Below are 13,782 nucleotides of genomic sequence, written 5' to 3' on the forward strand. Positions count from 1 at the left end.
CAACCCCCCCACCCAGCCGGTTCGCCCCCGAACCCCGAGCCCCGCCGCACCGGGAACGAGCCCCTGGACCTCGCGGGCATCGGCATCGGCCCGTTCAACCTCTCCCTCGCCGCCCTCGCCCACGGCGTCCCCACCCTGCGCACCGCCTTCTACGAACAGCGGCCCAACTTCCACTGGCACCCCGGGCTCCTCATCGACGGCGCCACCGTCCAGGTCCCCTTCCTCGCCGACCTCGTCACCCTCGCCGACCCCGCCAGCCCCTGGAGCTTCCTCAGCTACCTCAAGGCCCGCGAACGGCTCTTCCCCTTCTACGTCGCCGAGCGCTTCCACATCGAGCGCACCGAATACGACGCCTACTGCCGCTGGGTCAGCGAACAGCTCCCCGGCCTCCACTTCGGCCACCGGATCGACGCCGTCCGCTGGGACCACGACCACGAGCTGTTCGAAATCGACTTCAGCACGCTCGGCCCCGACGGCGAAGCCGTGTCCCCCGGCCGCTCCCACGCCCGCCACCTCGTCCTCGGCGTCGGCACCGAACCCCACGTCCCGGAAACCCTGCGCCCCCTCGCCGACGCCCCCAACGTCCCCGTCCTCCACTCCGCCGACTACCTGGAACACCGCGAACGGCTGCTGAACACCGGCCACGTCACCGTCGTCGGCTCCGGCCAGTCCGGCGCCGAGGTCTTCCTCGATCTGCTGCGCCACCGGCCGCTCGGCGCCGAGGGGCTGCACTGGCTCGCCCGTACGCCCTCCTTCGCGCCCATGGAGTACAGCAAGCTCGGCCTGGAGCAGTTCAGCCCCGACTACACCCGCTACTTCCACGCCCTCCCCGAGGCCGTCCGCGACCAGCTCCTCCCCGGACAGTGGCAGCTCTACAAGGGCATCGCCCAGGAGACCATCACCGCCATCCACCACGAGCTGTACCGCCGCGCCCAACAGGGCGGCGACTGGCCGGGCGCCGTCCTCACCCCCGGCGTCACCGTCCGCACCGCGGGCCGCATCGCCGCCGCCCGGCTCGAACTCCACCTGGAGCACGTCCAGCAGGGCACCCGCATCCGCCACACCACCGAGGCCGTCGTCCTCGCCACCGGCTACCGCGAGCGCCGCGTCGACACCCTGCTCGCCGCCCTCGACCCGTACATCCGGCGCGACTCCTCGGAACGGCCCCGCGTCGACGCCCAGCACCGGCTGGTCCTCGACCCCCTCATCAAGGGCTCCGTGCACGTCCAGAACGCCGAGCGGCACACCCACGGCGTCGGCACCCCCGACCTCGGGCTGGCCGCCTGGCGCTCCGCCGTCATCCTCAACTCGCTCAGCGCCGAACCGGTCTACCCCCTGCCGTCCCGCACCGCCTTCACCACCTTCGGACTCCAACCCTCCCGGCCGGGCGACGCCGCCCCGCAGCGGCCCGCCGCCCCGTCGGCGCCCGTCGCCCGGGGCAGCGGCCGCATGCACCTCCCCGACCAGCGCACCGGCCGGACCCCCACCCGGACCTGAGCGGCCGCCTTAGAACACCGGCGTACCGTCGCGCGTCAGCTTCCAGTCCACCGACGCGAACCCGGCCCCGTCGATCGTCCCCTTCGCCTTCACCCACGCGATGATCGTGTTACGGATCTCCTCCGAGTTGGCCCACACCTGCTGGGCGGCGGCCACATGCGGGAAGTTGCCCCCGCCGCTCGCCCGGTAGTTGTTCACCGCCAGCACGAACCGCGCCGCGTCCTCGACCGGCTTGCCGTCGAAGCGCAGCGCGGCGATCCGCGAACCCACCGGCTTCGCGATGTCGATCTCGTACGTCAGACCGCTCACCGCGTCGTAGTTGTAGTCGGGGGTGTCATCGGCGTTGGTCAGCTTCGACGGATCCACATCACCGCCCGCCGGGGTCCGTACGTAGTACCGCGCCGAGAACTCCAGATAGTCCTTGACCTGGGCGCCCGTCAGCACCCGTGCCTCCAGCGTGTTCTCGAACGGATACAACCCCGCCACCTGCCGGATCGTGACCTCCCCGGCCGGGATCCGCGCCGTCCGCGAGAAGCACGACGCCTGCGACAGCACCGGCAGCTGCGCGTGCTCCGTACCCGCCAGTGCCGCCTTCACCGTCTCCGTCTGCACCTGGTTGATGAAGTCGATGATCGGCGCGTCCTTGTACGGCGCCTCCGTGGCCGACATCGCCGCCGTCGAGGTGCCGATGACCTGGTTGACGTACCCGACGACCTTCTTGTGCTCATCGCCGAGCAGCTCCACGATCCGCGGATCCTCCGCCACCGAGGCCGAGTTCAGCACCTTCGCCGACACCGACTCCACCTGCCAGCGGCCCCGCGCCCACTCCAGACCGATGTCGAAGCGCGTCAGCCGCTGACCCCACTTGAGCGGTTCCGACAGCACGACCTCCCGGCCCGTCTCCTTGTTCACCACCCGGCGCTCGGCCACCTCCACATGGGCGTGGCCGACCAGGATCGCGTCGATTCCCGCCACCCGCTCGGCCACCAGCGCCGCCGCGTTCTCCACGTACGGCAGCTGATCGCCGTAGCTGGACGTCCCGCTGGTGCCCGAATGCGCCGAGACGAGCACCACGTCCGCGCCCATCGAACGCAGCCGCGGCACCCACTTCGCCGCCTGCTCCTCCAGCCCCGGGAACGTCATCTTCCCCTGCACATGGGCCTTGTCCCAGATCGCGATCCCCGGGTTCGTCAGCCCCAGCACCGCCACCTTCACCCCGCGGCCGCAGGGCGTGCGCAGCCGCGTCATCCAGTACGGCGGGAACGCGGGCCGCAGCGTCTTCGCGTCCAGCGCGTTCGCACCCAGCAGCGGAAAGTCGCACTGCTCCTCGAACTTCCGCAGCACCGGGATGCCGTAGTTGAACTCATGGTTCCCGAGCGCCGCCGCGTCGTAGCCGATCAGGTTCATCGCCTGCGCCATCGGGTGCACCGGGCCGCCCTTGCCGGTGATCGGGTCGACCTTGGCGTAGTAGTACGACAGCTGGGTGCCCTGGATGGTGTCACCCGCGTCGATCAGCAGCGTGTTGCGCCGCCCCTTCTCCTCGCGGACCTGCTCGACCAGGGTCGAGATCTTCGCGAGGCCGACGTCGTTGTGCGCCGCGTCGTCGAACTCGGCGTCCGTGAAGTAGTCCCAGTTGAAGACGTTGCCGTGCAGATCGGTGGTGCCCATGACGGTGAACTCGTACCGCTGACGGCCGCGCCCGTGTCCGTGCGCCTCCGCCGGAGTGGTGGCCGCGGCCGAGGCGAGCGCGACCCCCGCGCTGGTGGCCGCGGTGCGGCCAAGAAACGTCCGACGGTTGAGCGGCATGGCTGAACTCCCCTGGGATACCTGCGAAATGGGAACAACGCGCGTAGATTCTGGCGTAGCCGCACCCGTCCGCAACACCCCCGGCAGATTGCGATCAGAGCACGCCGAGCGCCCGGCACAGGGCAGGATCAAGCCACGTCCACGAGCCTCGACCAAGGGAGCAACCCCCATGGACCGGCACGTCCCGTACGGCACCCCCGACACTCCGCGCGTCGCGGTGCTCGGCGAGGCGACGCTGGAGGTCGACCCCGAGATCGCCCGCCTCTCTGTCACCGTCAGCGCGCGCGGCGCCGACCGGCGCGCCGCGCTGGACGACCTCACCCGCCGCAATCAGCGGGCGCTGGACCTGGTGAAGTCCTACGGCGAGGCGATCGAGAAGCTGGAGACCGGCGCCTTCGCCATCAACCCGGAGCTGGCCAGGGGACGCCAGGAGCGGGTGCGGGCCTACCACGGCCGGGTGCACCTCGCCGTGACCGTCACCGACTTCACCGCCCTGGGCGAACTCACCACCCGCCTCGCCGAGCTCGAACTGACCAGGGTCGACGGCCCCTGGTGGGGGCTGCGCCCCGACTCACCCGTCCACGGCCGCGCGCGGCAGCAGGCGGTCCGGGAGGCCGTGCAGCGCGCCCGCGAGTACGCGGGGGCGCTGGGCGCCCGGCTCGTCGCCCTGGTCGAGCTGGCCGACCTGGGTGCGGACGGGGAGGCGGGTCCGCCGATGCCGGTGGCGGTGGCGGGCCCGCGCCACCGCTCCGCCCGCTCCGGCGCGGGGGACGCGGCCGCGCTCGACCTGGAACCCGAACGCCAGACCGTATACGCGCACGTCACGGCGCGCTTTACGATCACCCGCCCGGAGCTGTGAATCGACTCTGTGCGGCGGCCCGTGCAGCGGCCCCGAATCGCTCATCGGAGCACCCCTATGCACGTTTCATTAGTTGTCGATAACACGCCATGCAAAGGCCATGGGGGAGTGGCTGCTTTCCGGTTCTTTACCCGTGAGTAAGTCATAGGGCTCGGCAGCATGCGCCGAGCAAAAATCGTCTGTACTTTGGGACCCGCCACCGACTCGTACGAGCAGATCAAGGCGCTCGTCGAAGCCGGAATGGACGTGGCCCGCTTCAACCTCAGCCACGGCACCTATGCCGAGCACGAGGAGCGTTATCGGCGAGTCCGCAAGGCCTCGCTGGAAACCGGCCGCAGCGTCGGTATCCTCGCGGACCTTCAAGGTCCGAAGATTCGGCTCGGCCGCTTCCGCGAGGGGCCCGTACTCCTTGAACGCGGAGATGAGTTCACCATCACCGTCGAGCCGATCGAAGGCGACCGCTTCCGCTGCGGCACCACCTACGACGGGCTGGCCACCGACGTCAACAAGGGCGAGCGCATCCTCGTCGACGACGGCCGCGTCACCCTCGAGGTCGTCGACGTCGACGGGCCGCGGGTGCACACGATCGTCATCGAAGGCGGGATGATCTCCGACCACAAGGGCCTCAACCTGCCCGGCGTGGCCGTCTCCGTCCCCGCCCTCTCCCAGAAGGACATCGAGGACCTGCGCTGGGCGCTGCGCACCGGGGCCGACATCATCGCCCTGTCCTTCGTCCGCAACGGGGACGACGTCGTGGACGTGCACCGGGTGATGGCGGAGGAGGACTGCCGGCTCCCCGTCATCGCCAAGATCGAGAAGCCGCAGGCGGTCGAGAACCTGGAGAAGATCGTCGACGCCTTCGACGGCATCATGGTCGCCCGCGGCGACCTCGGTGTGGAGATGCCGCTGGAGCAGGTGCCGATCGTCCAGAAGCGCGCGATCAAGCTGGCGAAGCGGAACGCGAAGCCGGTGATCGTCGCGACCCAGATGCTCGACTCGATGATCGACAACTCCCGCCCCACCCGTGCGGAGGCCTCCGACGTCGCCAACGCCGTCATCGACGGCACGGACGCGGTGATGCTCTCCGGCGAGACCAGCGTCGGCAAATACCCGATCGCCACGGTCCGGACCATGGGCCGCATCGTCACCGCCGCCGAGGAAGACATCCTCGCCAAGGGCCTCCCCCCGCTCACCGAGCGCAACAAGCCCCGCACCCAGGGCGGCGCGGTCGCCCGCGCGGCGGCCGAGATGGGCGACTTCCTCGGCGCCAAGTTCCTGGTCGCCTTCACCCAGTCCGGCGACACGGTCCGCCGCCTGTCCCGCTACCGCTCCCCGATCCCCCTCCTGGCCTTCACCCCCGACCCCAACACCCGCTCCCAGCTCAACCTCACCTGGGGCGTCGAAACCTTCCTCGGCCCGACGGTGGACTCCACGGACGAGATGGTCCGCCAGGTCGACGAGGAACTCCTGCGGCTGGGCCGCTGCCGACGGGGCGACCTCGTCGTCATCACCGCGGGCTCCCCACCCGGAGTCTCCGGCTCCACCAACCTGGTCCGCGTCCACCACATCGGCGCCGACGACCTCCGCTAGTCCCGCACTCAGTACTTCGGCCCGACGTGCGCGTCCATCAGCGCGATGGACGCCCGGCGGGCCACGCTGATGTTGAACGGATCGCTCCCGCGCGCGAGCGTCGTCCACTCGACGCCGACCGCGGTGAGGGCGTCGGAGCAGAGCTTGCGGATGTCGTCGGACTTGTTGGTGAAGAAGTACCGGGGATATTCGTAGCGCTTGCGTGCCCCGGCGACCATGCGCGTGGTCCAGTTGGTGATCCGGCAGCCGTCGGAGTGGAAGAGCCCGCGGATGAACTTCCAGGTGTATTCGTCCACGATTTGCTGCTGCCAGGGTTCGAGGGCGATGAGGCGGTCGTGCTTCTTGCCCGGCCCGTGCTGCGGGAACATGCACGTCCAGTGCTTCGTGTACGACTTCACCTCGGCGCACCCGTTCTTCTGCCGACGCTTCACGCTGGGCAGCGCCATCACGGTGCGTATGGCGGCCTCCGCCTCGTCGATCAAACCGGGCCAGGCGTCGGCGCAGAAGATCGACAGATGGTGTTGCTTGGGCTTGGAGATGATGTGGCCGTCGCCGAGATAGAGGCCGAGGAGATACGCATAGGCCGCGTGGTCGAATTCGCGGCCGGTGCATTCGGGGCAGTCCGTGGGCTGGGTGAAGACCTCGCCTCGCTGTTTCCTGTCCTGATGCCGCCACCAGCCGACCGTGCCTCGCGGGACTCCGAGAAGTTCGGCCACCTCACGATTGGGGACTCCTCGCCGCATGAGCATGACGGCATCGTGGCGCACCGACGGGCTGTATTCGGTCATGCGCCGAGCGTGGCATTTGCGGGAATGTAATCGTGGCGAATGGGCTTTCGACCACGCGAACGTGAGGGTCCACTTTGCTGAGAGGTGCCCGGTGTGGGATTCGAACCCACATGCCCCAAAGGGCACGGCGGTTTGAGCGCCGCGTGTCTGACCAAGTTCCACCAACCGGGCTGGCTGCGCGGGACAAGCGTACCCTCTGCGGCGGACTGCTCGCTGCTAGGTAGGCTCGGGGGGAGCAGGACCTGCCATGAACGAGGAGCCCCGTGAGCGCCACCGAGCCGGCCGACGAACAGTCGCACGTTCCCCCGCACACCACCCGCGTCGTCATCGCCGAGGACGAGGCCCTCATCCGCCTCGACCTCAAGGAGATGCTCGAAGAAGAGGGGTACTCCGTCGTCGGCGAGGCGGGAGACGGCGAGACGGCCGTCGCGCTCGCTCGGGAACACCGGCCCGACCTCGTCATCCTCGATGTGAAGATGCCGATCCTCGACGGGATTTCCGCCGCCGAGCGCATCGCGGCCGACCGCATCGCGCCCGTCCTCATGCTGACCGCGTTCTCGCAGCGCGAACTGGTCGACCGGGCCCGGGACGCCGGGGCGATGGCGTACCTGGTGAAGCCGTTCAGCAAGAGCGACGTGGTGCCCGCCATCGAGATGGCCGTCTCCCGCTTCACCGAGCTGAAGACGCTGGAGCAGGAGGTCGCCGACCTCTCCCTCCGGCTGGAGACCCGCAAGCTGGTGGACCGGGCCAAGAGCGTGCTCCAGACGGAGTACGGGCTGACGGAACCGGCCGCGTTCCGCTGGATCCAGAAGACCTCGATGGACCGGCGGCTGTCGATGCAGCAGGTGGCCGAGGCGGTCATCCAGGACGCGGCGGAGAAGAAGGCCAAGGAGCAGTAAGAAGTGAGGGGAGGCCAAAGGCCTCCCCTCACCGCGTCAGTCCTCGCCGAGGTACGCCTTCCGCACGGACTCGTCGTGCAGCAGCGTCTCCCCGCTCCCGGACAGCACGATCTTGCCGATCTCCATCACATGCCCGTGATCGGCCAGCGACAGCGCCGCCTGGGCGTTCTGTTCGACCAGCAGGATCGTGGTGCCCTGCGCCTTCAGTTCGGCGATGGTCTGCATGATCTTCTGCATCATGATGGGGGAGAGACCCATCGAGGGTTCGTCGAGCATCAGCAGCTTGGGGCGGGACATCAGGGCGCGGCCCATGGCGAGCATCTGCTGTTCGCCGCCGGAGAGGGTGCCGGCCGCCTGGGTGCGGCGTTCGCCGAGGATGGGGAAGAGGTCGTAGACCTTCCGTATGTCCGCGGCGATCCCGTCGGCGTCCTTGCGGAGAAACGCTCCGAGCTGGAGGTTCTCGGCGATCGTCAGCCGGGGGAAGATATGGCGGCCCTCGGGGGAGTGGGCCAGGCCCAAGGCGACGATCTTGTGCGCGGGGACGCCGCTCAGCGGTTTGCCGTTGAAGCGGATGGCGCCGCCGAGCGGGGTCAGCAGGCCGGAGAGGGTGCGCAGGGTGGTCGTCTTGCCCGCGCCGTTGGTGCCGATGAGGGTGACGACCTGGCCGGCCTCGACGCTGAACGAGATCCCCTTGACGGCCTCGATCTTGCCGTAGGCGACCCTGAGGTCCTCGACCTCGAGCAGTGCGGTCACTGTCCGTCCTCCTCTGTGCGTGCCTCTGCCGCTTCGACCGCCGCGGCCTCCTCGGCGCCGGGTTCGCCCTCGAAGGGGGTGCCGAGGTAGGCGGCGATGACGCGTTCGTCGCTCTGGACGACGTCGGAGGAGCCCTCGACCAGCTTCTCGCCCTGGACGAGCACGGCGACCCGGTCGCACAGGTTGAAGATGAACCGCATGTCGTGCTCGATGACGAGGACGGCGGTGCCCGTGTCGCGGATGGCGAAGACGAGTTCTTCGGTGGCCCGGGTCTCCTGGGGGTTCATGCCCGCGGTCGGCTCGTCGAGGAGCAGCAGTCCGGGGTCGCTGGCCAGGGCGCGGGCGATCTCCAGCTTGCGCTGTTCTCCGTAGGGGAGGTTGCGGGAGAGGTGGTCGGCCTTGGCGGCGAGGCCGGTGAACTCCAGGAGTTCCATGGCCCGTGCCTTGGAGGCGGCTTCGGCGCGTTTGAAGCCGGGGCCGCGCAGGAGGGCGGACCAGAGCCCTTCCTTGGTGCGGGTGTGCCGTCCGACCAGGACGTTTTCCAGGACGGTCATGTTGGCGAAGAGGCGGATGTTCTGGAAGGTGCGGGCGATGCCTGCCTGGGTGACCAGATGGGGTTTCGGCGGCAGGACGGTGCCCCGGTAGGCGACGCGCCCCTCGGTGGGGACGTAGAGGCCGGTGAGGCAGTTGAAGAAGGTGGTCTTGCCCGCGCCGTTGGGGCCGATGAGGCCGACGATCTCGCCGGGGTGGACGTCGAGGTCGACGGAGCGTACGGCGGTGAGTCCGCCGAAGCGCATCGTGACGCCGGTGGCGGTGAGCACGGGGGCGGCCTGTGCCACTGTGGTCGTGGTCATGTCTGTCATGCCTCCGCCTTGGTGACGCCGACGGCGCTGCCGCTGAGGGCGGCCTGGTCGGGCACGTCGAGCTGTCCCGTCTCGTGGTATTCGAGCTGCTGCCGCCGGTTGGGGATGATCCCTTCGGGGCGGAAGCGCATCAGCAGGATGAGCGCGATGCCGAAGGCGAGGAGCTGGTAGTCCTGGAGGAATTCCAGCTTCTCGGGGATGAGGAAGAGCAGGGCCGCGCCCAGCAGGGGTCCGCCGATGGTGCCCATGCCGCCGAGGATGACGGCGGCGAGCAGGAACGTGGAGTTCGGCGGGACGGGCCCGGCGAAGACGTACTGCTCGGGGACGACGGTGGTCTGGACGTGGGCCCAGATGGTGCCGGCGACTCCGGCGAGGGTGGCGCCGAGGGCGAAGGCGATGAGCTTGACGCGGAAGCCGTTGATGCCCATGGCGGTGGCGGCGGTCTCGTCCTCGCGGATGGCGACCCAGGCGCGGCCGATGCGGGAGTTTCCGGCCCGGCTGAAGATGAGGACGACGATGACGGTGACGAGCAGCATCAGCAGGTAGTAGTTGCTGTTGGAGTCGAGGGTGAACCCGGCGAAGCTGTGCTCGTCGTCGAAGTTGAAGCCGAAGATCTCCAGCGGCGGGATGTTGGGGACACCGTTGGGGCCGTTGGTGACGGAGGGCCCTGAGGTGCCGTCGAGGTTGCTGACGGCGATGCGGAAGATCTCGCCGAAGCCGAGGGTCACGATGGCGAGGTAGTCGCCGCGCAGCCGCAGCGTCGGGGCGCCGATGAGGACACCGAAGACGAGGGAGGCCAGCGCTCCGGCGAGCATGGCGGCCCAGAACGGGAAGGTGACGTGGATGGTGGAGGCGGCGGTTCCGGAGACCAGGGCGGCGGTGTAGGCGCCGACGCCGAGGAAGGCGACGTAGCCGAGGTCGAGGAGTCCGGCGAGTCCGACGACGATGTTCAGGCCGAGCGCGACGGTCGCGAAGATGGCGATGTTGACGCCGAGTTCGGTGTAGCTGGCCTTGTCCTGGGTGAAGGGGAAGACCAGCGCGGTCACCAGGGCCGCCACCAGGGTGAGGGAGCGGTAGGTGCTGGTGAGTCCGCTGAGCCGGGTGATGAGCCCGGCCTTGAGGAACGCGGCGGCGGCGAAGCACAGCGCGATGAGGTAGCCGATGAAGGGCTCGGGGTTGTCCTCGTCGGTCTGGATGCCGTAGTTGACGACGTAGAGGCCGAGGGCGAAGACGGCCGCGATGATGAGGATGTCCGCCCAGGAGGGGAGCTGCCGGGGGCGGCAGACGGGCCGGGTGTCGTCGGTGAGCAGGAACGCGGTGGCCACGGGTACGGCGGTGGCGACGGCGGCGACCCAGCCGCCCGGTTCCAGGTTGACCAGGCCGCCTTGGTCGACGGCGATGGCGAGGAGGGTGAACCAGGTGGTGGCGAAGGCGCCGAGGGCCAGCAGCCGCAGGGCCGCGGTGGAGCCCGCCGGGGTGAGCCAGCGCAGGCCCCGTACGTCCAGGGCGGCGACCGCGAACAGCAGGGTGGCCAGGCCCAGGGCGAGGGTGAGGACCTGGAGTCCGCCGGGGTAGCCGTAGACGGTGAGGTCGCCGGGGAAGTCGGAGGTCCAGGTCCAGGCGAGGAAGGTGGAGGCGACCGTGGCGAGGCCGCCGGCCGCGGTGATCGCCCGGAGCAGGGTGGTGCGCGGGGCCGGGGTGCCGGCGCCGGGTGCCTTGCTGATGTGGGTGGTCATCGGTTCACTCCCTCACGCCCGGTCCGCGACGCGTTCGCCGAGCAGCCCCTGGGGCCTGACCAGCAGGACGAGGATGAGCAGGGTGAAGGCCCAGACGTCCTTCCAGGCCCCGCCGCCGAGCTGATCCATTCCGGGGATGTCCTGGATGTATTTGATGGCCAGGGCCTCGGCGATGCCGAGGACGACGCCGCCGAGCATGGCGCCGTAGATGTTGCCGATGCCGCCGAGTACGGCGGCGGTGAAGGCCTTGAGTCCGGCGATGAAGCCCATCTCGAAGTTGATCTGGCCGTACTTGAGCCCGTGGGAGAGGGCGGCGACGGCGGCGAACGCACCGCCGATGGCGAAGGCCATCACGATGATGCGGTCGGTGTTGATGCCCATCAGCTTGGCGGTGTCGGGGTCCTGCGCGGTGGCCTGCATGGCGCGCCCGGCCCGGCTCTTGGAGACGAACAGCCCCAGGGCGAGCATGCACAGCGGGGCGGCTATCAGCAGGAACGCGTCGCCGCGCTGGATGTGCAGACTGTCGCTGATCGCGAACGAGCTGCCCTCGAACTGCGGGAAGCTGCGGGCTTTCTTGGCGTCGGGGTAGAACGCCCAGACGGCCTGCTGGAGCGCGATGGACAGCCCGATCGCGGTGATCAGAGGGGCCAGCCGGGGGCCGCCGCGCAGGGGCCGGTAGGCGAAGCGTTCGGCCGCCGTGGCGATGGCGACCGAGGCCAGGATGCCGCCGATGAGCATGAGCGGCAGGGACAGCGCCAGCGAGGTGCCGCTGGGCAGCCAGAGGTAGATGGTGAGGGCGCCGAAGCCCCCGATCATGAAGATCTCGCCGTGGGCGAAGTTGATGAGCTGGACGATGCCGTAGACCATGGTGTACCCGATGGCGATCAAGCCGTAGAGGGCGCCGAGGGTCAGGCCGTTGACCAGCGTTTGCGGCAGTTCGTGCACCGCAGGGCCTCCGATGAGCGTGTCGGATATGACGCCGCGCGAGGGCGCTGGTGTGCGCCCTCGCGCGGTTGCGTTGCTTGGGTGGGCGGGGGTGTTGCCCCGGGCGGCACTAGTCCTTGAAGGTCTCGCTCTTCACGTCCTTCCAGGCGCCGTTCTTCACCTGGTAGACGGTCAGCTGCTTGTTGGTGGTGTCCCCGTACTGGTCGAAGGAGACCTTGCCGGTCACGCCGTCGAAGGAGACCTTGTTCAGGGCCTCGGTGACCTTGGCGCGGGCGTCGTCGGGGAGCTTGCCGTCGTTGTCGGCGACGACCGCCTTGACGGCCTGGATGATGGGCCCAGGCGGCGTCGTATGAGTAGCCGCCGTACGCCCCGTACGGGTCCGGGTACTTCTGGCCCGCGTAGTTCTTGACGAACGTCGTGGCGGAGGGGAGGTCCTCGACGGGGTAGCCGACGGAGGTCGCGAGGTCGCCGTCGTTGTTGGTGCCGGACGCCTTGATGAACGCGGGGTCGTAGATGCCGTCGCCGCCCATCACCGGGACCTGCGCACCGGCCTGCTTGATCTGGTCGGACAGCAGACCGCCCTCGGGGTACTGGCCGCCGAAGTAGACGGAGTCGGCGCCGGATGACCTGACCTTGCCCGCGATGCCGGAGAAGTCGGTCTCCTTGACGGTGAGGTGGTCGGTGCCGACGACCGTGCCGCCGAGGCGCTTGAACTCCTGGGCGAAGATCTTGGCGAGCCCGGCGCCATAGGTCTGCTTGTCGTCGATGACGAAGACCTTCCGCTTCTTCGCGTCCTTGTAGTAGTACTGCGCGGCGAAGCGGCCCTGGATGATGTCCGTGGTCGCGGTGCGGAAGTAGGTCTTGAAGGGGCGGGACTTCTTGCCCGAGGCCCACGCGTCGCCCTGGCTCAGCGCCGGGTTGGTGTTGGCGGGGGAGACCTCGGCCAGGTCCGCCTTGGCGAAGACGCCCTGCATGGACTGGGCGACGCCGGAGTTCAGCGGGCCGACCGTGCCGAGGATGGCGTCCTCGTCCACCATCGACGTGGCGTTCTGCTTGCCGGAGGACGGCACCGCCTGGTCGTCATAAGACTTGATCTTGAAGGTGACGCCCGGGACCTCTTTCTGCTTGTTGGCCACCTTGGCGGCGAGGTCGACGGAGTTCTTGATGCCCTGACCGAGTGCCGACAGCGAGCCGGTGAGCGGGGCGTCGACGCCGATGACGACGGTGGTCTTGCCGTTCTTGTCCCCGCTGTCGGTCTGGCCGCGCGAACCGCAGGCGCTGAGGGTGAGGGCTCCCGCGGTGATCGCGGTCGTCAGGATGAGCAAGGAGCGCTGTCGCACGAAGAATCCTTTCCCTGGCCCGGCCGCCCCTCTGGATGGGACGCCGTGTCCGCGCCGGTGGACCTGTTACAGCCGTTCGGGCGCTGGCGAACACCCGACGGAGGTCGTGACTGGCTGTGAATGTAAGCGTGGGACGCGTCAGGTGGCAGAGGTGCAGCCCATGATGTGACTGTCTTGTTATGACACAGGTCACGTTCCTGTCTCGGTGTAGCGGAACGGAAGGGACAAAGCGGGTGATTGCGGGCAATCTATGAGGTCCGGATAGTGAGAAGATGCAGTTCCGCTAAGGAGTCGAGGGAACTTGCGAACGAAGTGTGGAGACGTGTGCTCGCGGTTACGGAGCGAGGTCATCATCGATGACGTCACGGTGTGCGAGGGCCCGATCTTGTATTGCGAACGCATTACGCAGTGTTACAACCGGGGCGAGTGATTCCAGCCCGCGCGTGAACGGTGTGCGGGTCGGGGTGCGGGTCGGCGCCCGGGGCGGCGCGCACGCAGAAGCGGCGCCCCCGGATCCGGGGGCGCCGCTTCTGGTGGCTGAGGTGGGGCGTGAGGTGACCTACGGCTTCGGCAGGCCCTCCGCCTCGCGCAGCAGGCAGGTCAGCCGGGCGGTGCACACCCGGCGGTCCTGCTCGTCGCTGATGACGATCTCGTACGTGGCGGTCGAGCGCCCCCGGTGGACGGGCGTGGCGACGCCGGTGACCAG

General features: G+C 69.1%; 11 protein-coding genes, 1 tRNA gene and 1 pseudogene. 4 read left to right on the forward strand and 9 right to left on the reverse strand.

Features of this window, described 5'->3' with window-relative positions:
* Positions 1-1,497, forward strand: a 1,497-nt coding sequence (locus SSOG_RS33725) for a lysine N(6)-hydroxylase/L-ornithine N(5)-oxygenase family protein (protein ID WP_009718744.1), incomplete at its 5' end; no start/stop codon positions are given.
* A gap of 9 nt (positions 1,498-1,506) precedes the next feature.
* Here SSOG_RS33725 and SSOG_RS33730 read toward each other — a convergent pair.
* On the reverse strand, positions 1,507-3,303 hold the full coding sequence (locus tag SSOG_RS33730; RefSeq protein WP_009718745.1) for a bifunctional metallophosphatase/5'-nucleotidase: 1,797 nt from the start codon (positions 3,301-3,303) through the stop codon (positions 1,507-1,509).
* A 169-nt stretch (positions 3,304-3,472) separates the two neighbouring features.
* Here SSOG_RS33730 and SSOG_RS33735 point away from each other — a divergent pair, with 169 nt between their 5' ends.
* Both SSOG_RS33735 and pyk read left to right on the forward strand, forming a co-directional pair.
* A complete protein-coding gene (locus SSOG_RS33735; RefSeq protein WP_009718746.1) occupies positions 3,473-4,162 on the forward strand; it encodes an SIMPL domain-containing protein in 690 nt (229 codons plus the stop codon).
* Positions 4,163-4,321: 159 nt separating this feature from the next.
* Positions 4,322-5,752, forward strand: a complete 1,431-nt coding sequence (gene pyk / locus SSOG_RS33740) for a pyruvate kinase (protein WP_009718747.1) — start codon at positions 4,322-4,324, stop codon at positions 5,750-5,752.
* 8 nt (positions 5,753-5,760) lie between these two features.
* Here pyk and SSOG_RS33745 read toward each other — a convergent pair whose 3' ends face one another.
* The gene (locus tag SSOG_RS33745; protein WP_009718748.1) at positions 5,761-6,540 is read right to left on the reverse strand and encodes a hypothetical protein; all 780 of its coding nucleotides are present in this window, start codon (positions 6,538-6,540) and stop codon (positions 5,761-5,763) included.
* Positions 6,541-6,625: 85 nt separating this feature from the next.
* Positions 6,626-6,711: transfer RNA gene (locus SSOG_RS33750), tRNA-Leu, on the reverse strand.
* A gap of 92 nt (positions 6,712-6,803) precedes the next feature.
* Here SSOG_RS33750 and SSOG_RS33755 point away from each other — a divergent pair.
* Positions 6,804-7,439: an ANTAR domain-containing response regulator gene (locus SSOG_RS33755; RefSeq protein ID WP_009718749.1), complete on the forward strand. Its 636-nt coding sequence runs from the start codon at positions 6,804-6,806 to the stop codon at positions 7,437-7,439.
* Positions 7,440-7,475: 36 nt separating this feature from the next.
* Here the strand turns inward: SSOG_RS33755 and SSOG_RS33760 are convergent, their stop codons facing one another.
* From SSOG_RS33760 to SSOG_RS56575, 6 genes and pseudogenes are all read right to left on the reverse strand, one after another.
* Positions 7,476-8,192: an ABC transporter ATP-binding protein gene (locus SSOG_RS33760; RefSeq protein ID WP_009718750.1), complete on the reverse strand. Its 717-nt coding sequence runs from the start codon at positions 8,190-8,192 to the stop codon at positions 7,476-7,478.
* Complete coding sequence (locus SSOG_RS33765; protein ID WP_009718751.1) at positions 8,189-9,055, reverse strand: ABC transporter ATP-binding protein; 867 nt, start codon at positions 9,053-9,055, stop codon at positions 8,189-8,191. Before SSOG_RS33765 ends, SSOG_RS33760 begins: the two co-directional genes overlap by 4 nt.
* The gene (locus SSOG_RS33770) at positions 9,052-10,791 is read right to left on the reverse strand and encodes a branched-chain amino acid ABC transporter permease (protein ID WP_009718752.1); all 1,740 of its coding nucleotides are present in this window, start codon (positions 10,789-10,791) and stop codon (positions 9,052-9,054) included. Before SSOG_RS33770 ends, SSOG_RS33765 begins: the two co-directional genes overlap by 4 nt.
* A 12-nt stretch (positions 10,792-10,803) precedes the next feature.
* Positions 10,804-11,736 carry a branched-chain amino acid ABC transporter permease gene (locus tag SSOG_RS33775; RefSeq protein WP_009718753.1) on the reverse strand — a complete coding sequence of 311 codons (933 nt, stop codon included), beginning with the start codon at positions 11,734-11,736 and terminating at the stop codon, positions 10,804-10,806.
* A gap of 109 nt (positions 11,737-11,845) precedes the next feature.
* Positions 11,846-13,076, reverse strand: a pseudogene (locus SSOG_RS33780) (branched-chain amino acid ABC transporter substrate-binding protein).
* A 559-nt stretch (positions 13,077-13,635) separates the two neighbouring features.
* Positions 13,636-13,782 (reverse strand): PaaI family thioesterase (locus SSOG_RS56575; RefSeq protein ID WP_039939300.1); only part of this gene is annotated, 147 nt, incomplete at its 5' end.

It is taken from the genome of Streptomyces himastatinicus ATCC 53653 (assembly GCF_000158915.1).
In the GTDB taxonomy this organism is placed as follows: domain Bacteria; phylum Actinomycetota; class Actinomycetes; order Streptomycetales; family Streptomycetaceae; genus Streptomyces; species Streptomyces himastatinicus.

Bases quoted from the DNA above. Each gene is read 5' to 3' on its own strand.
- pyk (WP_009718747.1), top strand. From the start codon at position 4,322: ATGCGCCGAGCAAAAATCGTCTGTACTTTGGGACCCGCCACCGACTCG.
- SSOG_RS33765 (WP_009718751.1), bottom strand. From the start codon at position 9,055: ATGACAGACATGACCACGACCACAGTGGCACAGGCCGCCCCCGTGCTC.
- SSOG_RS33730 (WP_009718745.1), bottom strand. From the start codon at position 3,303: ATGCCGCTCAACCGTCGGACGTTTCTTGGCCGCACCGCGGCCACCAGC.
- SSOG_RS33745 (WP_009718748.1), bottom strand. From the start codon at position 6,540: ATGACCGAATACAGCCCGTCGGTGCGCCACGATGCCGTCATGCTCATG.
- SSOG_RS33770 (WP_009718752.1), bottom strand. From the start codon at position 10,791: ATGACCACCCACATCAGCAAGGCACCCGGCGCCGGCACCCCGGCCCCG.
- SSOG_RS33735 (WP_009718746.1), top strand. From the start codon at position 3,473: ATGGACCGGCACGTCCCGTACGGCACCCCCGACACTCCGCGCGTCGCG.